At 66.3% G+C, this 23,198-nt stretch carries 26 protein-coding genes; 12 read left to right on the forward strand and 14 right to left on the reverse strand.

Annotated features, from left to right (window positions below):
- Positions 1 to 54 precede the first annotated feature (54 nt).
- Positions 55 to 1,542 (forward strand): TolC family protein, encoded by a 1,488-nt coding sequence (locus tag IB275_RS13725; protein WP_192295587.1) that lies wholly within the window; start codon positions 55 to 57, stop codon positions 1,540 to 1,542.
- An 89-nt stretch (positions 1,543 to 1,631) separates the two neighbouring features.
- Here the strand turns inward: IB275_RS13725 and IB275_RS13730 are convergent, their stop codons facing one another.
- Positions 1,632 to 2,603 carry a DMT family transporter gene (locus tag IB275_RS13730; RefSeq protein ID WP_192295588.1) on the reverse strand — a complete coding sequence of 324 codons (972 nt, stop codon included), beginning with the start codon at positions 2,601 to 2,603 and terminating at the stop codon, positions 1,632 to 1,634.
- A gap of 105 nt (positions 2,604 to 2,708) precedes the next feature.
- Between IB275_RS13730 and IB275_RS13735 the strand changes: the two genes are divergently transcribed.
- The gene (locus IB275_RS13735) at positions 2,709 to 3,608 is read left to right on the forward strand and encodes a LysR family transcriptional regulator (protein ID WP_192295589.1); all 900 of its coding nucleotides are present in this window, start codon (positions 2,709 to 2,711) and stop codon (positions 3,606 to 3,608) included.
- A 70-nt stretch (positions 3,609 to 3,678) separates the two neighbouring features.
- Here the strand turns inward: IB275_RS13735 and IB275_RS13740 are convergent, their stop codons facing one another.
- The 6 genes from IB275_RS13740 to IB275_RS13765 all read right to left on the reverse strand — a co-directional run bounded on the left by IB275_RS13740 (position 3,679) and on the right by IB275_RS13765 (position 7,308).
- Positions 3,679 to 4,158: a hypothetical protein gene (locus tag IB275_RS13740; protein ID WP_192295590.1), complete on the reverse strand. Its 480-nt coding sequence runs from the start codon at positions 4,156 to 4,158 to the stop codon at positions 3,679 to 3,681.
- 111 nt (positions 4,159 to 4,269) lie between these two features.
- Complete coding sequence (locus tag IB275_RS13745; protein ID WP_192295591.1) at positions 4,270 to 4,788, reverse strand: hypothetical protein; 519 nt, start codon at positions 4,786 to 4,788, stop codon at positions 4,270 to 4,272.
- 67 nt (positions 4,789 to 4,855) lie between these two features.
- A complete protein-coding gene (locus tag IB275_RS13750; protein ID WP_192295592.1) occupies positions 4,856 to 5,176 on the reverse strand; it encodes a hypothetical protein in 321 nt (106 codons plus the stop codon).
- Between the two features lie 31 nt (positions 5,177 to 5,207).
- On the reverse strand, positions 5,208 to 5,603 hold the full coding sequence (locus IB275_RS13755; protein ID WP_045214467.1) for a hypothetical protein: 396 nt from the start codon (positions 5,601 to 5,603) through the stop codon (positions 5,208 to 5,210).
- Positions 5,600 to 6,187 (reverse strand): hypothetical protein, encoded by a 588-nt coding sequence (locus tag IB275_RS13760; RefSeq protein WP_081516919.1) that lies wholly within the window; start codon positions 6,185 to 6,187, stop codon positions 5,600 to 5,602. The genes IB275_RS13755 and IB275_RS13760 overlap by 4 nt, the downstream gene beginning before the upstream one ends.
- A 212-nt stretch (positions 6,188 to 6,399) precedes the next feature.
- Complete coding sequence (locus tag IB275_RS13765; protein WP_192295593.1) at positions 6,400 to 7,308, reverse strand: alpha/beta fold hydrolase; 909 nt, start codon at positions 7,306 to 7,308, stop codon at positions 6,400 to 6,402.
- A 159-nt stretch (positions 7,309 to 7,467) separates the two neighbouring features.
- Between IB275_RS13765 and IB275_RS13770 the strand changes: the two genes are divergently transcribed.
- Positions 7,468 to 8,394 carry a transporter gene (locus IB275_RS13770; protein WP_225601957.1) on the forward strand — a complete coding sequence of 309 codons (927 nt, stop codon included), beginning with the start codon at positions 7,468 to 7,470 and terminating at the stop codon, positions 8,392 to 8,394.
- Positions 8,395 to 8,427: 33 nt separating this feature from the next.
- Here IB275_RS13770 and IB275_RS13775 read toward each other — a convergent pair whose 3' ends face one another.
- Entirely contained in the window at positions 8,428 to 9,264 is an 837-nt protein-coding gene (locus IB275_RS13775; RefSeq protein ID WP_192295595.1) for a PhzF family phenazine biosynthesis protein, read from the reverse strand.
- A gap of 182 nt (positions 9,265 to 9,446) precedes the next feature.
- Positions 9,447 to 9,638: a hypothetical protein gene (locus tag IB275_RS13780; protein WP_192295596.1), complete on the reverse strand. Its 192-nt coding sequence runs from the start codon at positions 9,636 to 9,638 to the stop codon at positions 9,447 to 9,449.
- A gap of 365 nt (positions 9,639 to 10,003) precedes the next feature.
- On the opposite strand from IB275_RS13780, the gene IB275_RS13785 reads away from it, so the two are divergent.
- From IB275_RS13785 to IB275_RS13795, 3 genes are all read left to right on the forward strand, one after another.
- Positions 10,004 to 10,444, forward strand: a complete 441-nt coding sequence (locus IB275_RS13785) for a hypothetical protein (RefSeq protein ID WP_192295597.1) — start codon at positions 10,004 to 10,006, stop codon at positions 10,442 to 10,444.
- Positions 10,445 to 10,550: 106 nt separating this feature from the next.
- A complete protein-coding gene (locus IB275_RS13790; RefSeq protein WP_225601956.1) occupies positions 10,551 to 11,291 on the forward strand; it encodes an SDR family oxidoreductase in 741 nt (246 codons plus the stop codon).
- 24 nt (positions 11,292 to 11,315) lie between these two features.
- Complete coding sequence (locus tag IB275_RS13795; protein ID WP_285888145.1) at positions 11,316 to 12,542, forward strand: MFS transporter; 1,227 nt, start codon at positions 11,316 to 11,318, stop codon at positions 12,540 to 12,542.
- A 32-nt stretch (positions 12,543 to 12,574) separates the two neighbouring features.
- Here IB275_RS13795 and IB275_RS13800 read toward each other — a convergent pair whose 3' ends face one another.
- On the reverse strand, positions 12,575 to 13,600 hold the full coding sequence (locus IB275_RS13800) for an ATP-grasp domain-containing protein (protein WP_225601955.1): 1,026 nt from the start codon (positions 13,598 to 13,600) through the stop codon (positions 12,575 to 12,577).
- 457 nt (positions 13,601 to 14,057) lie between these two features.
- Here IB275_RS13800 and IB275_RS13805 point away from each other — a divergent pair, with 457 nt between their 5' ends.
- The 3 genes from IB275_RS13805 to IB275_RS13815 all read left to right on the forward strand — a co-directional run bounded on the left by IB275_RS13805 (position 14,058) and on the right by IB275_RS13815 (position 16,339).
- Positions 14,058 to 15,080, forward strand: a complete 1,023-nt coding sequence (locus IB275_RS13805) for a GlxA family transcriptional regulator (RefSeq protein ID WP_318652566.1) — start codon at positions 14,058 to 14,060, stop codon at positions 15,078 to 15,080.
- Positions 15,081 to 15,189: 109 nt separating this feature from the next.
- Positions 15,190 to 16,113 (forward strand): 2-hydroxyacid dehydrogenase, encoded by a 924-nt coding sequence (locus IB275_RS13810; protein WP_192295598.1) that lies wholly within the window; start codon positions 15,190 to 15,192, stop codon positions 16,111 to 16,113.
- A 100-nt stretch (positions 16,114 to 16,213) separates the two neighbouring features.
- Positions 16,214 to 16,339: a hypothetical protein gene (locus IB275_RS13815; RefSeq protein ID WP_263864850.1), complete on the forward strand. Its 126-nt coding sequence runs from the start codon at positions 16,214 to 16,216 to the stop codon at positions 16,337 to 16,339.
- A gap of 3 nt (positions 16,340 to 16,342) precedes the next feature.
- Here the strand turns inward: IB275_RS13815 and IB275_RS13820 are convergent, their stop codons facing one another.
- A complete protein-coding gene (locus IB275_RS13820) occupies positions 16,343 to 17,185 on the reverse strand; it encodes a LysR family transcriptional regulator (RefSeq protein WP_192295599.1) in 843 nt (280 codons plus the stop codon).
- Between the two features lie 116 nt (positions 17,186 to 17,301).
- On the opposite strand from IB275_RS13820, the gene IB275_RS13825 reads away from it, so the two are divergent.
- Complete coding sequence (locus tag IB275_RS13825; protein ID WP_192295600.1) at positions 17,302 to 17,793, forward strand: DinB family protein; 492 nt, start codon at positions 17,302 to 17,304, stop codon at positions 17,791 to 17,793.
- Positions 17,794 to 17,797: 4 nt separating this feature from the next.
- Here IB275_RS13825 and IB275_RS13830 read toward each other — a convergent pair whose 3' ends face one another.
- Genes IB275_RS13830 through IB275_RS13840 form a run of 3 tightly spaced genes read right to left on the reverse strand, consistent with a single transcriptional unit; the run spans position 17,798 to position 20,780 of the window.
- Entirely contained in the window at positions 17,798 to 18,577 is a 780-nt protein-coding gene (locus IB275_RS13830) for an ABC transporter ATP-binding protein (protein ID WP_192295601.1), read from the reverse strand.
- Positions 18,574 to 19,638, reverse strand: coding sequence for a FecCD family ABC transporter permease (locus tag IB275_RS13835; protein ID WP_192223210.1), 1,065 nt, complete (start codon positions 19,636 to 19,638; stop codon positions 18,574 to 18,576). The genes IB275_RS13830 and IB275_RS13835 overlap by 4 nt, the downstream gene beginning before the upstream one ends.
- On the reverse strand, positions 19,635 to 20,780 hold the full coding sequence (locus IB275_RS13840; protein ID WP_192295602.1) for an ABC transporter substrate-binding protein: 1,146 nt from the start codon (positions 20,778 to 20,780) through the stop codon (positions 19,635 to 19,637). The genes IB275_RS13835 and IB275_RS13840 overlap by 4 nt, the downstream gene beginning before the upstream one ends.
- Positions 20,781 to 20,968: 188 nt before the next feature.
- Here IB275_RS13840 and IB275_RS13845 point away from each other — a divergent pair, with 188 nt between their 5' ends.
- Complete coding sequence (locus IB275_RS13845; RefSeq protein ID WP_081516932.1) at positions 20,969 to 21,691, forward strand: response regulator; 723 nt, start codon at positions 20,969 to 20,971, stop codon at positions 21,689 to 21,691.
- Positions 21,691 to 23,067, forward strand: coding sequence for an ATP-binding protein (locus tag IB275_RS13850; RefSeq protein ID WP_192295603.1), 1,377 nt, complete (start codon positions 21,691 to 21,693; stop codon positions 23,065 to 23,067). Before IB275_RS13845 ends, IB275_RS13850 begins: the two co-directional genes overlap by 1 nt.
- The last annotated feature ends 131 nt before the right edge of the window (positions 23,068 to 23,198 follow it).

The raw sequence follows: 23,198 nt of genomic DNA on the forward strand, positions 1-23,198 counted from the left end.
TCGCCAAGTAGAAAAAGCACAAGAACGAAGCCGTAACGAGGGGGACGGCCAGGGATGAAAAAACACACGACCTTGCTAGGGATCAGCTTGTTGGCGCTTGCCGTGTCCGGCTGCGCCGTCACCACGCAACCCATCGACCGTAGCGTCAGCGAGCAACGCGCCCGCGACGACCTGCAGGCGATGTTCAAGGATCAGGAGCCGCTCAGCGGCCCGCTGACCCTGCACGAGGCCATGGCCCGTGCGGTGAAGTACAACCTCGAGTCGCGCCTGAAGGTAATGGAGGAGGCGCTGTCGCGCCGGCAACTCGATCTCGCCACCTTTGACATGCTGCCGCGCATGGCGCTCGAGGCCGGTTACGCCGGGCGCAACAACCAGAGCGCTTCCAGCAGCCAGAGCGTGTTGACCAACACCCAGTCGCTGGAACCCTCCACCTCGCAGGACCGCGACCGCGACGTCGCCGACCTGACCATGGTGTGGAACGTGCTGGACTTCGGCGTCAGCTATGTCAGCGCCAAGCAGCAGGCCGACCAGCGCCTGATCGTCCAGGAGCGCCGCCGCAAGGTGGTGCAGACCATCATCCAGGACGTGCGCTCGGCATACTGGCGCGCGGTGGCCGCACAGCGCCTGCTCGACCGTATCGACGCGCTGATGGCGCGGGTCGACGGCGCGCGCAAGGACAGCCAGCAGATGAGCCAGCAGCGCATCGGCGACCAGGTCCAGACGCTGGGCTACCAGCGCGCCCTGATCGAGGCCAGCCGCCAGCTGGAAGAACAGCGCCGTGCGCTGTCGCTGGCCAAGACCGAACTCGCCACCCTGATCAACCTGCCGCTGGGCACCGAGCTGACCCTCGCCGCGCCGGAAGGCTACGACGTGCCGGAGCTGAAGGTCGGCCTCGAGCAACTGGAGCAGCAGGCCCTGGCCAGCCGCCCGGAACTGCGTGAGCAGGACTACCAGGCGCGCATCAGTGCCGCGGAAACCCGCAAGGCCATGCTGCGCCTGCTGCCGGGGCTGGAGTTCTCTGCCGGTGGGCACTATGACTCCAACAGCTTCCTGGTCAACAACCGCTGGGCCGACTACGGCGTGAAGGTCACCTGGAACCTGTTCAACGTCCTGTCCGCCCCGGCGGCCATCGATGTTGCCAAGGCCGGTGAAGACGTCAACGTGGCGCGCCGGCAGGCCATGTCGATGGCCGTGCTGGCGCAGCTCTACGTGGCCAACGCCAACTACAACGAGGCGCGCCGCCAGTTCGTCACCACCCAGGAGCTGGCCAGTCTGGACAACCAGATCGTCGGCCAGCTGCGCAACCGCCATCAGGCGCAGGGCATCGGTGAGCTGGACCTGATCCAGGGCGAACTCAATGCGCTGCAGGCGGACCTGCGCCGCGACCTGGCCTATGCCGAACTGCGCAACAGCTATGGCCAGGTATTCGCGTCGGCCGGCGTCGATCCGCTGCCCAGCAACGCCCCCGACACCAAGCTGACCACCCTGGCCAATGGTCTGGCCGAGAAAGAGCGCCAGCTCGACAGCGGCAACGTGCAGTAATCACCCCGGCGTGTCAGTGCCGCAGCTCTACTGGCACGCCGCGGGCTTTACGCCCGCTGCGAGCTTGCGGGTCATCCGAGCGGACGCGCTCAACCGGTTGCCTTGCAATCCTCGGCCTGCTGCTTCGGCGCAGGCTGAGGCGCTGCCTTGGCCCCGGACAACCGCGACACGCCGAACAGCACCAGTGCCAGCCCGGCAATCTGGTAGACCGTGATCGCCTCACCGAGCAGCGCCCAGGAGGCAAATACGGTCAGCACCGGGCCGAGGTTGCCGAACGCGGCCGCATGAGTGGCGCCCATACGCTGGATCGCCAGCGCCATCCAGTAGATCGGCAGCACCGTGGAGATCAGCGCCATCAGCGAACCGTGGACCCACACCGCGCCGGGCAAGGTCGCCAGTTGCTGCACGTCGCTGCTCGCCGCGTAGTGGATCAGCACCATCACCGATGAAGCGCCGCCGGCCAGCCCGGCCAGGCGCATCGAGCCCACACGCCGCACCACGGCGGCCGTGCCCATGTAGTAGAGGGCATAGGTGACGGCGCTGGCGAACACCCAGAGCGCGCCCAGCAGTATCTGTCCGTCACCGCCTTCCACGCGAATGTCATGCACCAGGGCGATGCCCAGGCCCAGGTAGCACAAGCCCATGGCGACCAGGGTCCGGGAGTCGGGGCGTTCGCGGTTGACGGCCATCTGCAGGAGCAGCACCAGGGTTGGGTAGGTGAACAGGATCAGTCGTTCCAGCCCGGCGCTGATGTACTGCAGGCCGTAGAAGTCGAACAGGCTGGACAGGTAGTAGCCGAACAACCCGAGCAGCAGGATGCGCACGCCATCGGTCAGCGTCAGACGGGGCTGTTCCGGGCTGCGGCTCAGCCAGATCAGCCAGAGGAACAGCGGCAGCGCCAGGCCCATGCGGATGGCCAGCACCGTCACCGCATCCACCGGCGCGGCGGCATAGGAGAGCTTCACGAAGACCGCCTTGAGGCTGAAACCGGTGGCGGACAGCACGGCGAAGAACACACCGTTGCGCAGGCTGCGCTGGTAGAGGGAGGTCAGGCTATTCATGGCGGCACGGATGCAAGGCAGGGGAAAGGCTTTATTCTAGAGAGAAGGCCATTCCACTAGAATCGCAACTTGGCGAACGTGGCTTTCGTTTTTGGAGAATACCCCATGCATTTCGATCTTGCCGATCTGCGCCTGATCGCCGCCATCGCCAGCACCGGCAGCCTGAGCAAGGCGGCGGCATCGGTGCCGGTGGCGGTCTCGGCGGCGAGCAACCGCCTGCGCCTGTTCGAGGAACGCTGCGGGCTCTCCCTGTTCGCCCGGCACAGCGACGGTATGACCCTCACGCCAACCGGCCGCCTAGTGCTGGAGGCCGGCCAGCGTGTGCTGAAGGAAGCCCGGCAGCTCAGGGACACCCTGCAGGAGCTGAGCGGAGAGCGGCGCATCACCTTGCGCCTGGCCGCTTCCACGGTGGCCAACAGCACCTTCCTGCCCACCGCGTTGGGGCCGTTCCTGGCGGACTATCCGGAAGTGGACCTGCAACTGACCGAGCAGAACAGCAAGGACGTGGTGCTCTCCGTGCAGGAAGGGCAGATCGACATTGGCGTCTACGACGGCAACCTGCCCACCGCCGGCCTGCTGTCGCTACCGTTCCGCAACGACAAGCTGGTGCTGCTGGTGCCGCAGGATCATCCGCTGGCCAGCCAGCACCTGCCTAGTCTGCGCGATGCACTGAGCTTTCCCTTCGTCTGCCTGCCGGCTGAGCGCGCCATGCAGCGTTTCGTCGAGTCGATGGCGGTGCGCAATGCCGTGCCGCTCAAGGTGCGCGTGCGCGCGCCGAGCTTCGATGCCATTGCCCAGCTGGTCGCCCAGCGAGTGGGCGTGGCCATGCTCCCTGAGGCGGCTGCTACACGCATGGCTCAGGAGCTGCCGGCGGCGGTGGTGCCTCTCTCCGACGCCTGGGCCACCCGTGAATTGCGTCTCTGTGTCTCCGACTGGGATGCACTTTCCTCCCACGCCCGGCAGTTGGTGACATACCTGATGAACGAAGGCGCAGCATCCCGCTAGGGGAGGGCGGGGGATGGCGGTGGCGGTTCCTGGCGCCTTTGGCGAAAGTGCCAACCACTGCCAGCGTGGTTCAGACGGTGGTATTCACCGAGGTTCCGCTGGTGCTGCTGCCCGAGTCGGTCAGGGCTTCGGAGTAGGCCGCGGTGGCTGCCGCTACCGCCGCCGAGGCGGACGAGACGCGTGCCTGGGCAGCCTGTGCTGCGATCTGCTGGGCCTGCTTCTCTTCCTCGGTCTGGCCACCGCCCTGGCTGGCCTTGGCCAGTTCCTGCTCGGCCTCTTCCAGCTCCTTCTGCGCCTGCTCCATGGCCTGCTTGAGTTTCTCCAGGGTGGTGTCGGAACTGCTGTCGGAGCTGCCGCTCGCCCCGCCGGCGGCACCGCCGCCAGCTGCTCCACCCGCCGCCTGTGCCGAAGAGCTGGCCGTCGTCTGGGAAGTGCTGGTGGCATCGCTGGTGGCGCTGTCCTCGCTGCTCGTGGCAGAGGTCGAGGCGGCCGAAGTCGAGGTGGTGGTGTAGCGAACGTTGGTGGCGCTGACGGCGCTGATGGTAGTCATGGACGGATTTCCGTTGAGGAGGGTTATCCGCAATGGCGGCCGCCAGGAAGAGAAATTTAGAGCGGTTTGTTATCGACTTGGTATCGGGCCTGGTACTTCAGGCGCACCCCCTCATTTCTGCTCCACCAGCCGCGGTGCCTGTGACCCTTCCAGGGCCAGGTGGATCACGCCGGCGCGGCTGGGGAAGTTCGGCGCATCGTCGTCGCTGTTCTCCATCACCGGGATGTCGATCAGGGTACGCTTGCCCGCCGGGTCGGCGATCAGCCGGGCGTCCAGCTTCTCGACCGAACGCCAGCCACCGCCGCCGATCGGCATCGCATCGAGCAGGCTGTAGTGCTCCTGGCCTTCTTCACTGGGTGTGGAGGAAAAGACGGCGAGGTACTGGCAGTAGTTGTTGCCCATGTCGAAGCCTTCGATGGTGAACACCGCCAGGATGATCTCGCTGTCCTGGCCGGTCTTCAGGGCCTGCACATGGGTGGCTTCGGGGTAGCCGGTGGCGAAGCTGTCCTTGTACAGCTCCACCAGGCGGCTCACCTGTTCTTCCAGGGGCTTGGGTACGGGCGGCTGCTTGGCGGCGTGGGCGAGGGTGCAGGCCAGCAGCAGGCTGGCGGGCAGCAGGCGAATCTTCATTGGGGGAACTTCCGTGTCGGGGGTAGGGGTGGCATGGCCGGCATCTTGGATGCCGGCCTTCGCCGGATTACTGCTTGAGGCCGGGAATCGCGTTCTTCGCTACCCAGTCACCGACCGCCGAGCAGGAGTAGGTGTTGGAGTAGTCGTAGAACTGCTGGGCGAGGGAGCTGGCCTCGTAGGTGCCGCACTGGTAGACCGACGTGCCCTTCTGCAGGATCAGGAAGTGGATCTGGGTGACCCGCCCCGGCGCCACGTAGGCGGCCTTCACTTCGTAGCCGCTGCGCAGCAGTTCCGTCACCTTGACCTCTTCGGCAGAAGCCTGCGAGCCGATGGCCAGGAGGCCGAGCAGCGCAAAGACGGCTTTCGCCGGATAGTTCAGGTTAGCCATGGTTGTGTCTCGTCCTTGAGGGGACCTGGGCTCAGGCTTCCGGCTTCAGCGCGATGCCGCCGCAATTGCCGCGGGTCAGCAGGTAGTCCACCTGGCGGGCGCGGTTGATGGCGACGCGGATTTCGCAGCTGGCCGAATGGACCACGTCGCCCCAGTACTCGGTATGCACCAGCTGGCCGTTCTGCGGGCCGGTGTAGGTGCCGAGCGCCTCGCGGGAGACGTAGGAGGTGTCGCGGCGATAGATCAGCACGACCCAGTCGTTCTCCGGCGCCAGGCCGATATCGCTGGGCGCGCCGAAGTGGTCGATGGCGTCGCCGGCCGGGCGGCCCTTCCAGTAGCTGCGGGCCTGCGCTTCGGGCAGGGTGGGAATGGCGGAACAGCCGCCGAGCAGGATGGCGATCATCCCCAGTGCGAGTAGTCCTTTCATTGCACGCCCTCCTTGGCCGGTGCGTTCTTCACGGGCATCTGCTCGAAGCCCTTGTCGACCATTTCCAGAATCAGGTTCTTGGCGTGCTCGCGGTTGCGCAGCTGGAACAGGCCAGGAGCGGCGGAGACCAGTTGCAGCATGGGCATCTTGCCCAGCGGGTACATCTTCTGCTCGACGTGGGCGTCCGGCTTGCAGAGGAAGTCGCGGCTCTGGGCGATCCACGCCTCAGGCTTCTTCTGCCATTCCTTGGAAACCTTCTTCGGACGGATGTCGTTGTAGAACTTGTCGTAGTTCTGCGCGCCGTTGAGGCGCACGCGGTTCTTCGCGCAGTCGACCTCGACGTCATAGGCGGTAAAGGTCGGCTTGGCGCCTTCCTCGTAGAATTCGTAGACACCCAGCGAGCGCACGCCGTTCTTGCGGTCATAGATGTTGGCGGGGTCGCCATCGATGACGAAGATTTCGTTCTTGTAGAGGCTGCCCTGCTGGTGAATCAGCCAGAAATCGCCAGAGGGGCCTTCCGCTTGCGCGGCGAGCGGGCTGCAAAGCAGCAGAGCAGGCAGCCAGGGCCTGAGGGGCTTGAACATATCGGACATTCCTTTGCCGTTGTGATCGCCTGAGCGCAGCGCACCCCGGCGAAAGAAGGGTAGGAAACTAGAGGCGCAGATTTTGATGGTCAACCTGCTTGTAGGAATTTTGTGACAGACGGCAGTGAAGTTGCTGTGGCAATGGGGAACGGAAGAGCGCCTGTTGGCGCTCTTCGCGGGCATGGCCCGCTGCTGCAGGGGAGGCCTGCCCGTCAGGGTGAGATGAACTGGCGAACCGCCTGAATCGTCTGGGTTGGCGCCTCTTCCATCAGCCAGTGCCCGGCGCCCGGCACCACCACCTCGGTGACGTTGTCGGCGGCGTTGCGCATGACGATGGCCTCGTTGGCGCCGAAGGATTTTTCACCGCCGACGGCGAGCACCGGCATGGTCAGCCGAGTCTTGTTCGACGCCTCGTTGTCCACGGCATCCTGGCGAATGCTGCGGAACTGGGAGAAGGCCGCATGCATTGCACCGGGTCGGGCATAGAGCTTGGCGTAGTGCTGCCGGGTGGCTTCGTCGACCTTGTGCGGGTCGCCGGCGAATTCGTTCCAGAAACGGTCCAGGTAAATGCGCTCGCGCCCGGCCAGCAGGCGCTCCATGTCCGCGCCGCCGAAGTCGAAGTGCCAGAGCATCGGCGAGCGAACAATGTCGTTCCACGGCGGGATGCCGGGGACGGGAGCGTCCATCACCACCAAGCGTTCGGTCTGCTGCGGATATCGGGCGGCGTAGGCGTACGCGACCATGGTGCCGATGTCATGGCCGACCACCACCGAATGTTCGATGCCCAGCGACGCCAGTACCGCGCGAACGTCGCCGGCCTGGGTCTTCTTGTCGTAGCCGGCGGCGGGGATCGACGACAGACCCATGCCGCGCAGGTCCGGCACCACCACGGTGTGGTCCTTGGCCAGGTCAGTCGCCAGCGGCGCCCACATGTCGCCGGTATCGCCGAACCCGTGCAGCAGCACTACCGCCGGACCCTTGCCGCCAACGCGCACGTGGATGGTCGCGCCCTCTACGGCAACGTCCTGGGTACGAAAGGAGGAGGGGAAAGCCACTACGCCGGCCTGGGCCGGAACACTCAGGATCACCAGCAGGGATGCGGTCAGCAGGGAGCGGATCATGGTGAACTCTCCAGAGGTCGACTGGAGGAGCGTAGCCGGCTTTGCGACTCCCACACGGGCTTGGGGTATCGCGCTTCGAGGCCACGCAATCCGCCCGAGAGCGGCCAATCCGCTACTACACTGATCTGACCTAGGAAGACTTCCGACCAGCGGGTGATGATGAAACGCGAACTTCATGTCCTCGGGCTCGTTCGCCTGGTATCCGCGTCGCTGATCGCAGTGGGCTCCCACGCCGTCGCCGAGGACCTCGAGCCCCGGACCTACGCCAATACGCCGGTCGGGATGAACTTCCTGATCCTGGGATACAGCGACATGGATGGCAGCGTGACCGCCAACCCATCGACCCAGTTGACGGATGCCAGGCTCGATATCCGCACGACCGTCTTCGCCTTTGCCCGCTCGCTGGACGTCTGGGGCCGTTCGGGGAAATTCGATATCGTCCTGCCGCGAGCTCACCTGACAGGCTCCGCCCTGTTTGCCGGCGAACCCCGCGAGCGCGACGTCAGCGGCCTGATCGATCCCCGGCTGCGCTTCTCGGTCAATCTCTACGGCGCCCCGGCCATGTCCCTCGCCGAATTCCCCGGCTACCAGCAGGACGTCATCATCGGCGCCAGCTTTGCGGTGACGCCGCCACTGGGCCAATACGATCCGGGCAGGCTGATCAACCTGGGCAACAATCGCTGGTCGTTCAAGCCGGAACTGGGCATCTCCAAACGCATCGGCGCCGTGACCCTGGAACTGTCCACGGCGGCAACCTTCTTCACCGACAACGACGACTACTACGGCGGCCGGGAGCTGTCCCAGAACCCGGTCTACCAGGTGCAGACGCACCTGATCTACGCCTTCGCCAATGGCGTCTGGGCGGCGCTGGACGGCACCTACTTCGAGGGTGGTAGCACGAGGATCGATGGCGTCGGCAACCATGACTTCCAGGAAAACTCGCGCTACGGCGGCACCCTCGCGTTGCCGGTGAGCCGCCAGCATTCGCTGAAACTGTTCGCCAGCAACGGCGCGCATACCCGCACCGGCAGCACCTATGACGTCTGGGGTATCGCCTGGCAGTACCGCTTCGGCGGCGGGCTTTGAATCCTTGTGGCGGTCACCCTTGCTGATCGCCGATCAGAAGAGAGCCCTGCCGGAAATACAGCGCTGTACCGCTCCGCCGACCCACAGGATTGCGCCGATGCTTTCGATCTGCAGTCGACCCCGGCGTCCCAGGGCGGTGCCCTGGCTGACGGTGTAGCGGTCGCTCAGGGTGCCCGCGCCGATCAGCCACTGAGCCAGGCCGGCATTGAGACTGCCGGTGACGGGGTCCTCGTTGCATTCTTCGCCCATGAAGGCTCTGACTTCCACGTCGGCTTCAGCGTCCTGGCCCGTCCACGGAGCGATGACACCGACGTTCAGCCCTTGCAGTGCGGCGTAGTCGGGCCTGATCCCCAGCACTTCATCGCGGCTGGCCAACAGCACGCCAGCCCAGCCGGGGCCGTTGTCTACCCACTGGCTGGCACGGACCTGCCCGGCAGCGAGGCCGAGGCCTTGTTCGATACGGTTCAGCGTCACCGCATCCAGCGGCCCGCTACGCAGCAGCGGCGGGGCGGAGAACGCCAGTTGCGGGCCTTGCCGGCGGATACGAACCAGGCCCGCCGGGCACTCCTGGATGATCTCGGCAAGTTCGGGGGCTGCCTGCTGATCCAGCCATACCTTGCAGCTGCCCAGCGTCGGGTGGCCGGCAAAGGGCAGCTCGCGCAGCGGTGTAAAGATGCGCACGCGGTAATGCGCTTCCGGCGTTTTCGGCTTCAGCAGGAAGGTGGTCTCGCTGAGTTGCGTCCACCGCGCAAAGGCCTGCATCTGCTCGGTGGTCAGCTCGTCGGCAGCCACCACGACTGCCAGCGCGTTACCTTCGTGGGGGTGTTCGGCAAAGACATCGACCTGTTCGAACTGCAGGGACAGCGGCATCAGATTTCCTTGAAAGGCAACGGCGGATCAACCCGGACCGGACGGCGAGGCTAGTCGCTACGCATGGATTTTAACAGGATGCCGGGAGCCCGACGCTGGCGGCAGGCTCCGTTGACGCGGTGGTGGCGAATTCGAACCCGCGTAACAACGAACGTCGCCACGGGAGTTACGCAGCGCCGTTCCTACTGGTTTCTGGCGTTCTCCAGCGCCTGTTTTTCTGCCGCGGCGGTGATGGCGGTCTGGCGGTTCTGCTCGGCCATGTAGCAGGCCTCGCGGCTGACTCCCTGCGCCAGGCAGGTGGACATCCGCTGCGCCGGGCTTGAGCAGCCGGCCAGGAGGAAGGCGGTGACGGTGACTGCGAGCAAGGTGCGCATGGAACATCCTTCTGGGGGTATTCAATGGGAGGAAAGCAAGCAGGGAAGTGGATTCCCTTGGCGGCATTATTCGCCGGGGCTTAGGAGATGAGAGCGCGAAATCCAGTCACGACCTGTAGGAAAGTGATTACACGCTCGACGCTCGCTCATTCCGGCCTCCCGCTCGGTCCCTCTGTATTCCACTGTATCTGGCGACCGCTCTGACATCTGCGGAAATGGCGGCGGCTGTTTTCGACACGGTGCAGATACCCCAAGGGCTCTTAATGGGCTCCAACAGCTCAGCGGCACGGCAAGCACCTCAAGGTTCACCAGTGCTTTGTGTCCCTCCCGGATGAGCTGCCCCCTTACCCTTGAGGATCGATGCCATGAAAAATCTGAAGACCTTCCTGACCGCCGTTGCCTTCTCGTTCGCCGGCGTGGCTGTGCACGCCAATGCTGCTGCCGAGGCCAACTGCTCCCACGGCGCCGTGTGCTTCCAGCTGACGCCTCTGGCTGACAAGAGCGCGGCTCCGCAGCTAGCTGAAGATGGTTTCAGCCGCACTCCGCTGGGGATGCGGGTGAACTCGGAAGTACCGGCGCAGCAGACCCTTGCCGAAGATGGCTTCAGCCGCACCCCTCTGGGGATGCGCGTGAACCCGGAAGTACCGGCGCAGCAGACCCTTGCCGAAGATGGCTTCAGTCGCACCCCGCTGGGCATGCGTGTGAACTCGGAAGTACCGGCACAGCAGACGCTTGCCGCCGATGGTTTCGGCAGAACGCCGCTGGGCAAGCGTGTGGCTTCGTCGCAGGATTCGGGCATCGCCTGATGCCCGTTTGCGGAGGGCACCTCGCTTGTGGCGTCCGGGGATTGTTACGATTTGCAGGGCCTTCGGGCGGCAAGCGCTGCGCTGATGAGCCAATACGGGTGAGACGATGAACAGCAACGAAACAGCTCGCAACAAGGTTGCCATGGTTTTTGGCGGCTCCCGAGGCATCGGCGCGGCGGCGGCGAGGCAGCTTGCCGCCGACGGCTTCTCGGTGGCGCTGACCTATGTGTCGCGGCCGGACAGCGCCCAGGCGCTGGTCGCCGAGCTCGAATCCGGCGGCGGTCGGGCAATTGCCATCCAGGCTGACAGCGCTGACGCCGGCGCCATTCGCAATGCGGTGTCGAAGGCGGTCGAACACTTCGGCGAGCTCGATGTGGCGGTGGTGAATGCCGGCGTGCTGCGGCTGGCGCGTATCGACACGCTCAGCGTCGAGGATCTCGACCTGATGCTCGATGTGAACATTCGTGGCGTCATCCTCTCGATCCAGGCCGCCGTGGCTCGCATGCGGGACGGTGGGCGAGTGATCACCATCGGCAGCAACACGGCATCCGGCCGCACATCGGTGGAGGGCGCCGTGTACTCGATGACCAAGGCCGCCGTGGCGCGGCTGGTGCAAGGGCTGGCGCTGGACCTGGCGCCGCGCGGGATCACCGTCAACAATATCCAGCCCGGCCCGACCGCGACGGACATGACGCAGGCGCACCTGGAAGCGCTGGCTGAACTCGTCCCGCTGGGACGAGTCGCCCAGCCTGCGGAGATTGCCGGCCTGGTCTCGTATCTCGCCAGCCCGGCGGCGGCCCACATGAGCGGCTCGAGCCTGACGCTGGATGGCGGCTATGCCCTGTAATACCCGAAGCCCCAGGAACGCTCTGTGCCCCAGGACCTGACCCATAGCGACGCAGACGTGCCCACGCGGTGGAGCGTCGTTGTCCTGTGCATGCTCTTCAACGTCATCGACGGGCTGGACGCCATGGCGATGGCCTTTACCGGCAGCCGCGTGTCTGCGGAGTGGGGGCTGGGTGCGGGCCAGCTTGGCGTGTTGCTCAGCGCCAGCCTGCTGGGCATGGCCGGCGGCTCGCTGCTCGGCTCCCGGGCTGACCTGCACGGCCGCCGGCCACTGCTGCTGGCGGCGCTGTCGTTGAGCGGCCTGAGCATGCTGCTGTCGTTCTGCAGCCAGGACTACTACCAGCTGCTGCTTCTGCGGGTGCTCACCGGTCTGGGCATCGGCGCGGTGCTGGTGGGTGCCAATGTGCTGGCCTACGAGTCGGCCAGCCCACGCCGGAGGAACCTGGCCATTGCCTTGCAATCGGTCGCCTTTGCCCTGGGCGCGGGCCTGGGCGGGCTGCTGGCGCACCAGTTCAATGAATGGATCGGCTGGCGCTACGTATTCCTGGCCGGTGGCGGAGTCACGCTGGCTGGCGCGGTGGCGGGCGCATTCTGGCTGCGCGAGTCGCCGCAGTTCATCCGGCTCGCAGCCACCACGCCGCGAGTGCCGCGCAGCGAGGTCTACGGGCAGTTGTTCGCTGCCCGGCAGTGGCGACTGACCGCATCGCTGGCGCTGGCGCTGTTCCTGGCGATGGCAAGCTTCTACTTCGTGATGAGCTGGACGCCGACACTGATGGTCCGCAACGGATTCAGCGAGCAGCAAGGGGCCGTCGATGGGCTGCTGCTGTCCTGCGGTGGCATGTTCGGCGCGTTGCTGGTGGGCTTGTCGGCGAACCGCAGTAGAGGACGGGCTCTACTGCTCGGACTGCTGCTGCTCAACGCGCTGGTGATGGTGCTGATGGCATCGCTGGTCGCCGAATCGGCGCTGCCGGTTGCCGTTGGCGTCATCGCCGGGATGGCGCTCAATGGCGCGATCGCGGCGCTGTTCGTCCTCGCGCCGCAGTCCTTCCCCGCGGCGATTCGCGCCAGTGGCGTGGGGCTGGTGCTGGCGACCGGGCGGCTGGGGGCGATCATCTCGCCCGCCGTCGCCGGGAGCCTGCTCGTCTTGCAGTGGAGCACGGGGGCGGTGTTCCTGCTCTTTGCTTGCAGTCAGGTCCTGGCGGCCCTGTTGGTCTGGCTGGGCTTTCGGCGCGCTGCCGGGGTTTGTGTCTGATGCCCGGAGTCGGTGGCGCGACCGTACCACCCTCAGCTCGCCAGTAAGGTCCGCGTATCCAGGTCATCGGGCAGCGCAAAGGTGGTTTCCACGTAACGTCGTGCATGGATAGCCGGCGCCGGGACCACGGGAGGATCGAGTGCCTCTCCCGAGAAGCAGCGCAGGTGGTTGGTCACCATGTCGTAACCGGAGAGATGACTGAACGCGACCCCGCCGGAAAAACGCGGGTTGACGTCCATCACCAGCGGCCAGTCGCCTCCGACCAGGAACTCGATATTGATGCAGCCGTCGAGATCCAGTGCAATCGCCACCTGGGCGGCGGCGTCGAGCAGTGCCGGTTCGTCGAGCATCCTGACCGTGACACCCGCACCGTTGGAGGTTCGTACCAGCTCCTTGCGCGCCATGCCGGCCCATTGCCCGGTAGCCCGTCGGCGGACGATATCCACCACGTGGACATCGCCATCCAGCAGTGGCTGCACGACGTAGGGTCGAGTCCGTAGCTTCTTTCGCAGGTAGCCCAGATCATCCGCATCGAGGATTCGTGCCAGTCCTTCGCTGCTTCGGCCATCGCGTGGCTTGGCGTGCAGCGGGAATGGCAGGCCATCCACCTCGGGATCTTCCATCTTCCAGGTCGGAATCGGGTGGATGAGCGAGTGATCCCGGAAGGTGTCATAGACCAGCCATTTGTCCCGGCTGATGCGGACGGTTTCGGCGGGAGCCATGCACAGGACGACGCCCTGGGTGGAAAACTCCTGCCGGTGAAGAGTGAGCGCGTCGACCTCCAGGTCAATCAGCGGCAGCACGTGGGTCACCTGCTCCAGCCGGCAGATGTCCAGCACGCGGGCGATGTAGCCGGGGACGTCCCTGGCGGGCGGAGCGCGATGGAAGGCGTCCAGCAGGGCCGAAGTGGCGGTCCATTCCCGAGGCAGCGTGCTGATGCCCACTACGCGGGCTCTGGCGGCCTGGCGCAGCGAATGGATGACCGCCTCGGCGCAGAACGATCCGATGGCGGTGACCAGATAGGTCGGCGGGCGACCCGGAGTCGATTGAATGTCCAATTGAATACTCTGCCAGCAGTACGCCAATGAACAGGGCAGAACAATCACATCCTTCTCTTCAAACCCTCACGTGGCTCCGTGCTTGTCCGTCAACCCGATGAGCAAGCGTCGAGCCCGAGTCTTCCAGCCTGGCACTCCTGCCATCCTTTACCGCGCTGTAGTTCGAGGCTGCGCGCAGACTGCTTAAGAATTCGTGAAGATCAGGTTGGGTTTTTGCAGTGATGCGCTGTCCACTGGGCTGCGCCGGAGATGCTCGTGCTGGCCACGTGGTGCAGGTGTCGGGAGTGAAGTTTGAGGGAGTATTCGTAAGTGCCATTCGCGGGCAGGTCGCACGTCGGTATCCGGAGGCGGAAGCATTTGTATAATCCCCCTCCACAAGAGGCGGGACAGGCTCTGTGCCGGGCGATGGCCCGAGCGATCCCTGTCTGCCGACAAGAATTGGCAAAGGTACGCAGCAGTGGAAAGAAGACAGTTCAGCGAGTCCATGCAGGGGCAGAACCTGCGCTTCGTCGGCGATCGCAAGGCCGAGCCGCAGCGCCCGCGCAAGGTCGGTTTCGTCCTGCTGGAGAACTTCTCCCTCCCGGCCTTCACCCAGGCGCTGGACACCCTGGTCACTGCCAATCTGATCCGTGAAGGTGCCTTCGCCACGCGCACCTACAGCCTCGATGGCGAGTCGGTCACCAGCGACCTCGGGCTGGTCATCTGCCCGGCGTCCGCGCTGGAAAGCAAATACCTGGACATGGACCTGCTGGTGGTCTGCGGCGGCCTGCGCACGCCGCTCAAGGACATGCCCAACCTGAGTCGTCTGCTGCACCTCGCCGACGAGCGCGGCATCGTCCTGGCGGGTCTGTGGAACGGCGCCTGGTTCCTCGGCAAGGCCGGTTTGCTGGATGGGTACAAGTGCGCGCTGCACCCGGAAAACCGTGCCTCGCTGGCGGAGGTTGCGCGCAACAGCGTGGTGACCGCCGAGAGCTACATCCTCGACCGCAACCGCCTGACCGCCGGCAGCCCGACCGGTGCCTTCAACCTGGTGCTGGAGTGGATTCACAGCCTGCACGGCCGCGAGCTGGTGGAGGGCATAGTCGACATCCTCGCCTTCGAGGAATCGCGTTACCGGCGCACCCGCCCGGCACTGCACGAGAAGATGACCCAGCCGCTGCGCGACGTGCTCAACCTCATGAGTGCGAACATCGAGGAGCCGCTGAGCACCGACCAGTTGTCCGAGTGCGTGGGCCGCTCCAAGCGCCAGCTGGAGCGGCTGTTCCAGGAGCAGCTGGGAACCTCGCCGGTGCGCTATTACCTGGAGCTGCGCATCACCGAAAGCCGGCGTCTGCTGCAGCATTCCGACCTGTCGCTGGTGGAAGTGGCGCTGGCTTGCGGCTTCGTTTCGCCCAGCCATTTCAGCAAGTGCTACACGTCCTTCTTCGGCCATTCGCCGTCGAAGGAAGTGCGCTTCGGCTGCGTGCGCTCGGCGAAGTGAGCAGGACGGGCCGGTCTGCGGGCCCGCAGTACTGCTCCAATGGTGTTCCTCCCGCAGGTCGGCTGGTTAACTGCCAGGACGTGCGAACAACAAGAGCGAGGAACAGGACGTGATCTTTCTTTACAACGCCGAACCCGAACACGCCGAGAAGTGGCGAGCCCTGCTGGCCGCCCAGGTGCCGGACCTGGAATTCGTCGAAGGCTTCGACAAGGTCGACCCGGCGCGTGTCACCTACCTGCTGACCTGGAAGGCGGTCGAGGATATCGAGCGCTACACCGGCCTGCGCGTGCTGTTCGCGGCGGGAGCCGGGGTGGACCAGTTCGACCTGTCGAAGATCCCCGAGTCGGTGGCGCTGGTGCGCATGGTCGATGACTCCCTGGCGGATATCATGGCCGAGTTCGTGGTGATGTCGGCGCTGGCCCTGCACCGCGAGATGCCGGCCTACCGCGTGCAGCAGGCCAGTCAGGTCTGGGAGCCGCTGAGCATCCTGCCAGCGGCGACCAGCCGCGTCGGCGTGATGGGCCTCGGCCAGCTGGGCCAGGCGTGCCTTGCGCAATTGCGCCACCTGAAATTCCAGCTGCTGGGCTGGAACCGCTCCGCGCGGCAGATCGACGGGGTGCAGAGCTACACCGGCCCCGAGGAACTGGCGAGCTTCCTGTCGCAGTGCGACATCCTGGTCAACCTGCTGCCGCTGACCGACAGCACCCGCCGCATTCTCAACCGCGAGACCCTGGCGCAACTGCCAAAGGGGGCCGGGCTGATCAACGTCGGCCGCGGCGAGCACGTGGTGGAGGCCGATCTGGTGGCGGCGCTGGATGCGGGGCAGGTCGGCGCGGCGATCCTCGATGTGTTCCAGCAGGAACCGCTGCCCGAGGGCCATCCGTTGTGGTCGCACCCGCACGTCTGGGTCACTCCGCACATCGCCAGCACCATGCAGGTGGAAGGCGGCGCGGCGGTGGTGGCGAAGAACATCCTGCGCGACCTGGAGGGCGCCGAGCTGCTGCACACGGTGAATCGCCAGACCGGTTACTGACACGTTTCGCTTATCACTGAAATAGCCGGCGCGCGCTGTTTGTCCCGCACGGCACTTTCGATACTGGCAGCTCCCAACCGCCGTTCAGGAAGTGCCGTTCATGGACCACGAACCGATTGATGCCCGCGACTTCGCCTTCACCCACTTTGCCGCCGTTGCCCTGTGCGGCTCGCTGATCCTCGCGCTGGTGTTATTCCTGGCGCGTGTGGGTGTATTGCTGCACTGAGGATCAGGCGGCGATGGCCTGGCTCAGCGTGCTGATCAGCGCGCGGGTCTGGGCGTCGCGATGGGCGCTGTAGAGCACCACGTCGCGGGGCGGTAGCTCCGGCAAGCCGAAGCGTTCGCGCACATCCATGCAGCCCGCCAGCGCCATGCGTTCGACCATGGCGCCAATCCCGATGCCGGCCGACACCGCCGCGCCGATGGCGAGAATCCCCGAGCCGACGAAGGCTTCGCTCCAGCTGCGGCCCTGCGTCTGCAGTGCGTTTTCGACCATGCTGCGCATGCCGCAGGGCGCCGGCTGGATCGCCAGTGGCAGCGGCGCGGCGTCGGCCAGCTCGAAGGATTCGGCGGCCATCCAGGCGAAACGCTCCGTGCCGATCACCTCGCCATCCTGGCGGCGGTTGTCGTGGCGCAGGATCAGCGCGATATCCAGCGCGCCTTCCTCGTAGCTCTCCAGCATCTGCCGCGAGGTGCCGAGGCTGAAGGCGACTATCACCTCCGGATCGGCCTGTGCCAGACGCTTGAGCCAATGGCTCAGGTCGGCGCCGAGGATGTGGTGGCTGACGCCGATGCGCAGGGTACGGCGCGGCGTGTCGAAGCAGCGCAGCGTTTCGTCGTAGCTCGCCAGCAGGCGGCGGGCACTGGCGAGGAACACCGCGCCGTGGGCCGACAGCGTGACGCGGCGCGGCGTGCGCTCCAGCAGCGGACGGCCGAGGGATTCCTCCAGGCGCTTGATCTTCAGGCTGATGGCCGCCTGGGTGGCGCCGGTGGCTTCGGCGGCGCGGGTGAAACTCTTCAGGTCGGCGACCAGCAGGAAGGCGCGGATAGCTTCTATATCAGGGGTTTTCATGGCAGCGAATCGTCCTTGGGGCTGGCTGCAGTCTGGCAGCTGGGCCGGCACAACCCAAGCGCTGGATGCGCTACAGTGCGGCCTTCGTCTTGAGTAGCTGCTGACAAGGAATCGCGATGCTGATCCAGGCCTTCGCCTACAAATGCTGGTCGGACCGCCGGACACTGGATGCCATCGCCCGGATCGAGCCCGAGCGTTTCCCCGAGGAACACGCCTTTGCCCTCCAGCAGCTCAACCATTTGGCCATCGTCGAGGACTTGTTCCGCGCGCGGTTGCAGGGCGAAGCGGACCCGCACCCGGCCACCAATACCCAGTCGGTGCCCGGCTATGCCGAGCTGCGCGAGCGCCTGCTGACCTCCGGCCAGTGGTACGTCGAACAGCTTGCCGCGCTGACTCCGGAGCGCGCGGCGGAAGTCATCCGCTTCCGTTTCACCGATGGCCGCAGCGGCAGCCTGACCCGCGAGGAGATCTTCTTCCACATCCTCAACCACGCCACCTACCACCGTGGGTCCATTGCCCGCGCGCTGGATCAGGCCGGCGTGGCGCACCCAGCGGACACCTACACGGTGTTCGTGCACGCCACCCAGCCCGAGCGCCGCGAAGGTTGAGGGCTCAGCAGGCCAATTCGTCGATGATGATCTGCAAGGTCTTCCGCGAGCAGCGTTCTACCCGCGCCTGCACGCCGTACACCTCGCCGAACAGTTGCGGCGTGAGGATGGATTCGGCGCCCCCGGCAGCCACCAGTCGGCCCTGGTTCAGCACCGCCAGCTGATCCGCATAGCGCGCGGCGAGGCCGATGTCGTGGAGCACGGCAATGGCGATCAGGCCGTGGCGGCGCACTTCTTCCTGCACGCACTGCATGACCCGCAGCTGGTAGTTCAGGTCCAGCGCGCTGGTGGGTTCATCCAGCAGCAACACCTGCGGGCGTTGCGCCAGCAGCTGGGCCAGGCTGACCATCTGCCGCTGGCCGCCGGAGAGGCGGTCCAGGCGCTGGTCGCGCAGGTGCAGGATGCCGACCCGACGCAGCGCTTCGAGGGCGGCGGCCAGCGGGTCGGCGCGACGCAGTTCGGTGTCGAATGGGTTGACCCGCAGGCTGGCGAGCAGCGCGTCGAGCACACTCAGGGCGATGCCGCCGGGCAGGTTCTGCGGCATGTAGGCGATGCGCCGGCTGCGTTCGCCAACCGACAGCGAGGCGAGTGACTGACCGTCCAGGCTGAGGACGCCGCGTACACGCTCAAGGCCCGCAAGGCCGCGCAGCAGGGTGGACTTGCCCGCGCCGTTGGGGCCGATCAGGGCAGTGAGGGTGCCGCGTTTGAGCTCCGGCAGCGTCACGTCGTGGACCACCGCGTGATGGCGGTAGGCAACCGTCAGGTTCTGTGCGAGCAGGCTCATGCGCTGCGTCCTCCCCGGCAGATCAGCGTGATGAAAATCGGCACACCCACCAGCGCGGTGACGATGCCCACCGGCACGATCAATCCCGGCATCAGCAGCTTGCTGGCCACCGACGACAGCGATAGCAGCAGCGCGCCGACCAGCGCACTGGCCGGCAGGTAGAAACGCTGGTCCTCGCCGATCAGCATGCGCGCGATGTGTGGGCCGACCAGGCCGATGAAGCCGATGGTGCCGACGAAGGCCACCGCGCACGCCGACAGCAGGCAGATACGCAACAGGGCGAAGCGGCGCAGGCGGCGCACGTCCACGCCAAGGCTGCGGGCGCGGTCTTCGCCCATGCGCAGCACGGTGAGTTTTGACGCCGCCGCCTGGGAGAACGGCAGGCAGAGCACGAGCACCAGGGCCAGCGCGCCGGCCTTGTGCCAGTCGGCACGGGCGAGGCTGCCGAGGGTCCAGAACACCAGCTGCTGCAGCACGTCCTCGCTGGCCATCATCTGCAGCAGTGCCACCGCCGCATTACAGCTGAACACCAGGGCGATGCCGAACAGCACCAGGCTTTCCACGCCGCCCCCGCGCAGGCGCGAAAGCAGTTGCAGCAGCACCAGCGACAGGCAGGCGAAGACGAAGGCCGCCAGCGACACCGCAGCGTTGGCCGAGAGCCAGGCGTTGCCCAGATGGAAGAAGATCGCCAGCGAGGCGCCCAGTGCGGCGGACGAGGACACGCCAAGGGTGAAGGGGCTGGCCAGGGGGTTGTCGAGGATGGTCTGCATTTCCGCGCCGGCCAGGGCCAGCGCGCCGCCTACCAGCAGCGCCATCACCGCGTAAGGCAGGCGCACGTTCCAGATGATCACCCGCTGGCTCGGCTCCAGTTCGCCCGGATGCAGCAGGCCATGGAACAGCGCGGCGGGCGTCAGCCCGGACGGTCCGCTGAGCAGGTCCCAGGCCATTGAGCCCAGCAGCAAGACGAGCAGCGCGACCAGCACCGCCCCTCGGCGGCGCAGTTGCAGCCGGCGCTCGTGGCGTGCCTGCTGCAGGTCGATCTTGTCCAGGGCGGCGTTCATTCAGACTGGCCGGCGTCGATCCAGTAGGTGCCGTCCAGGCTGATGCGCAGGAAGTCCTGGTTGATCTGCGCCTGCGTCTTTGCCGGGTCGAGATCGGCGAAGCGTTCCGGGTGGACCCAGCGCGCCATGGCTTCGATGGCGAGGATGTTGAACGGCGAGTTGTAGAAGTCGTGCCAGAGGCCGTGGGCCTTGCCGTTGCGGATGGCGTCGAGGGTGGCGAACTCGGGGCGCTGCAGGACTTTCTGCAGGCTCTCGCGGGCCTGCTGCTGGCTGACGCCGGCGCCGAGGATCAGCCCCGGATTGCGGTTGCCGGTGGCGATGTAGATATCCGGTTTCGCCGACAGGGCGTACTCCACGCTGATGTCGCCCAGTGCGCCGGGCACCACGCCGGCGGCGATGTTGCGTCCGCCCACCGTGTCGATCACGCTGCCCAGGCCGCTCTTGCCGGTGGTGTGGCCCGGCGCCTGCCAGACGCCGGCCAGCAGTTCGAGGAACACGCTGGGCTTGTGCGCGTCGTCCAGCCCGGCCACGCCATCGCGGATGCGCTGCAGGTGGGTGTCGTAGAACTTCAGGTACTGGTCCGCCTCGGCCTGCCGACCGAGCGCCGAGCCCAGCGCGGTCAGGCTGGTTCGCACGCCCTCGATGGGGTGCACGCGGAAGTCGACGAACAGCACCGGCACGCCGGCGGCGGCGAGGATGTCGGCAATCGGGCTGTGCTGGGTCGGGCCTTCGCCAGCGATGCTGAACACCGCGAGGTCTGGCTTCAGCGCGAGAATCTGTTCGGCGCTGACGCTCTGCTCCGAGGCCTGGCCGATCAGCGGAATCTGCTTCACCTGGGGGAAGCGCTGGGCGTAGACGTCGAAGGTGTGCGGGTCGAGCAGGCGCACGTCGTTCTGCCAGCCGACCACGCGCTGGAAGGGATTGTCGCGGTCGAGCAGGGCGAGGGCGAAGAACAGTCGGCCTTCACCCAGCACTACGCGTTGGGCGTTGCCGTTCACTTCGACCTTGCGTCCGAGCACGTCGGTGACAGTGAGCGCCTGGGCGGGCAGGGCGAGGCCGAACCAGCCGAGGCAGAGCAGGGCGAGGGTGGCGAAGGCGTGAGTCAGACGGGAGCGGGAAGTGCGGGACGACAGGAAGGGCATGCGGAACGACCTGGGCATGAAGTAGAATTAATCGCATTTGCAATCCACTCTACCGCTGCCGTCGCGGGCGAGCCGGGCGGCTTTGTATTGGAGGGGCGCGAAATCCCGCGCCACAACATTCCATTACATTTGCGCCGTGCAGCCCCTGCCGACAGTCGGAACGATAGCGACCCGCCGCGAGTTTCCCGATGTCCAGGCCAGACCACATCCTCGTCGTCGACGACGACCCCGAGATCCGCCAACTGCTGGCCGACTACCTCAAGGGCATGGGCTACCAGGTGTCCGCCGCCGCCGATGGCCGCGAGATGCAGCGCCAGCTGGAAGTGCAGCCGGTGGACCTGGTGGTGCTCGACCTGATGCTGCCCGGCGAGGACGGCCTGACCCTGTGCCGCGACCTGCGAGCGCGCAGCGACGTACCGGTGATCATGCTCACCGCGCGCGGCACGCTGATCGACCGCATCATCGGCCTGGAGATGGGCGCCGACGACTACCTGCCCAAACCCTTCGACCCGCGCGAGCTGCTGGCGCGGATCAAGGTGGTGCTGCGACGGGTGCAGAGCTTCCCGCAGCGCGCCCAGGTGGACGAGGCGGCGACCCTGCGCTTCGCCGGCTGGGAGCTGGACACCCGCGCCCGCCACCTGCGCTCGCCGGCCGGCCTGAGCATCGCCCTGGCCGGCTCGGATTTCCGCCTGCTGCGCCTGCTGCTGCAGCATCCCAATCGCCCGCTGGGCCGTGACTTCCTGTTGCGCCAGGTGTTCGACAAGGAGCGCCTGCCATTTGACCGTGCCATCGATGTCTGCGTCAGTCGCCTGCGCCAGCACCTGGAAGACGACCCGAAGTCACCGAAGCTGATCCGCACCGTGCGCAACCAGGGCTACATGCTCACCGCCGAAGACGTGGTCAGCGCCTGATGCGCCTGTGGCCGCGCACGCTGTTCGGGCGGCTGGTGGTGATCCTGGTGGGCGGGATGATCGCCGCCCAGGTGCTCACCGGCAGCATCTGGTACGACGTGCGCCACACCCAGGCGCTGGAGATTCCCTTGCGCCTGGCGGCCGCGCGGCTGACTGATCTGCAGCACCTGCACCAGCGTCAGCCGGAGAGCTTTACGCAGGCGCTGAGCGCGCTCGATCGGCCGGGGTTCGAGGCGCGCCTGGTGGATTCGGCGGACGAGCCGGATGGCTCCTTCGATCCAGCGGCCGAGCGCCTGCTTCGTCGCGCGGTTCACGATCAGGGCGGCGACTCACAAGGGCTGCGCCTGTTGCGCGTGGAACTGCATGAGGGCGCCAGCGAGCGCAGCGGGCTGACCGGGCTTTTCACCGGCAATGGCGTCAAGGCGCACCTGCTGCTGGAGGCGCCGCTGGACGATGGCCGCTGGCTGCGCATCGCGATGATCGAAGGGCAGGGCTGGAGCAGCCAGTCGACCCTCGACGTGGCGCTGGATTACCTGCTGCGCCTGTACCTGCTGCGCATCCTCGTGGTGGTGCTGCTGGCCCTGCTGGCAGTGCGCCTGGCCATCGGTCCGCTGGACAAGCTGGCGCGCGCCGCCGAAGGCCTGGGCAAGGACATCCAGCGGCCGCCGCTGGCCGAGGAAGGCCCGCTGGAAGTGCGCCGCGCCGCCCGCGCATTCAATGCCATGCAGCAGCGGCTGATCCACAACCTCGGCGAGCGCATGCGCTTTCTTGCGGCCGTGTCCCACGATCTGCGTTCGCCCATCACCCGCCTGCGCCTGCGCACCGAGATGCTTGACGACGAGACCGCGCGACAGAAGATGCGCAAAGACCTCGACGACATGGAAGGCATGGTCACCGCGACCCTGGATTTCATCAGCGGCAGCGACCTCGACGAGGCGCGGCAGCACCTCGATGTGAACGCGCTGCTGCAGAGCCTGCAGGCGGATTTCGAGGAGCAGGGCGAGCGGGTTTCACTGTCCGGGCGCGCGCTGCAACCGCTGGCCGGTTACCCGCTGAGCCTGCAGCGGGCGCTGCTCAATCTGCTGGAGAACGCCATCCGTTATGCCGGTGGTGCTGATATCGAGGTCGAGGACAGCGAACAGGTTCTGCGTATCCGTGTGCTGGATCGCGGGCCGGGTATTCCAGCGGAGCAGCTGGAGCGAGTGACCGAGCCTTTCTACCGGCTGGAGCCGTCGCGCAATCGCTCCACCGGCGGCTATGGGCTGGGGCTGAGCATCGCCCAGACCATCGCCGCGGCGCACCATGGTCGGCTGGAGTTGCGTAACCGCAACGGTGGCGGGCTGGAAGCGACGCTGCTGTTCGACCGCGGGGCCTGAAGTAGAACACTCCTACAAAATCCCGCCGGCCCTCGTGCGGACAATCGACAGGTTTCGATTCCCCTGCAGGAGCGGGGATTGGGTCGCGAACCCGCACGCCGGGTTTCCGGGGAGGGAGTCCTGTTGGCGGA

The organism is Pseudomonas sp. PDM21 (assembly GCF_014852505.2).
Classification (GTDB): domain Bacteria; phylum Pseudomonadota; class Gammaproteobacteria; order Pseudomonadales; family Pseudomonadaceae; genus Pseudomonas.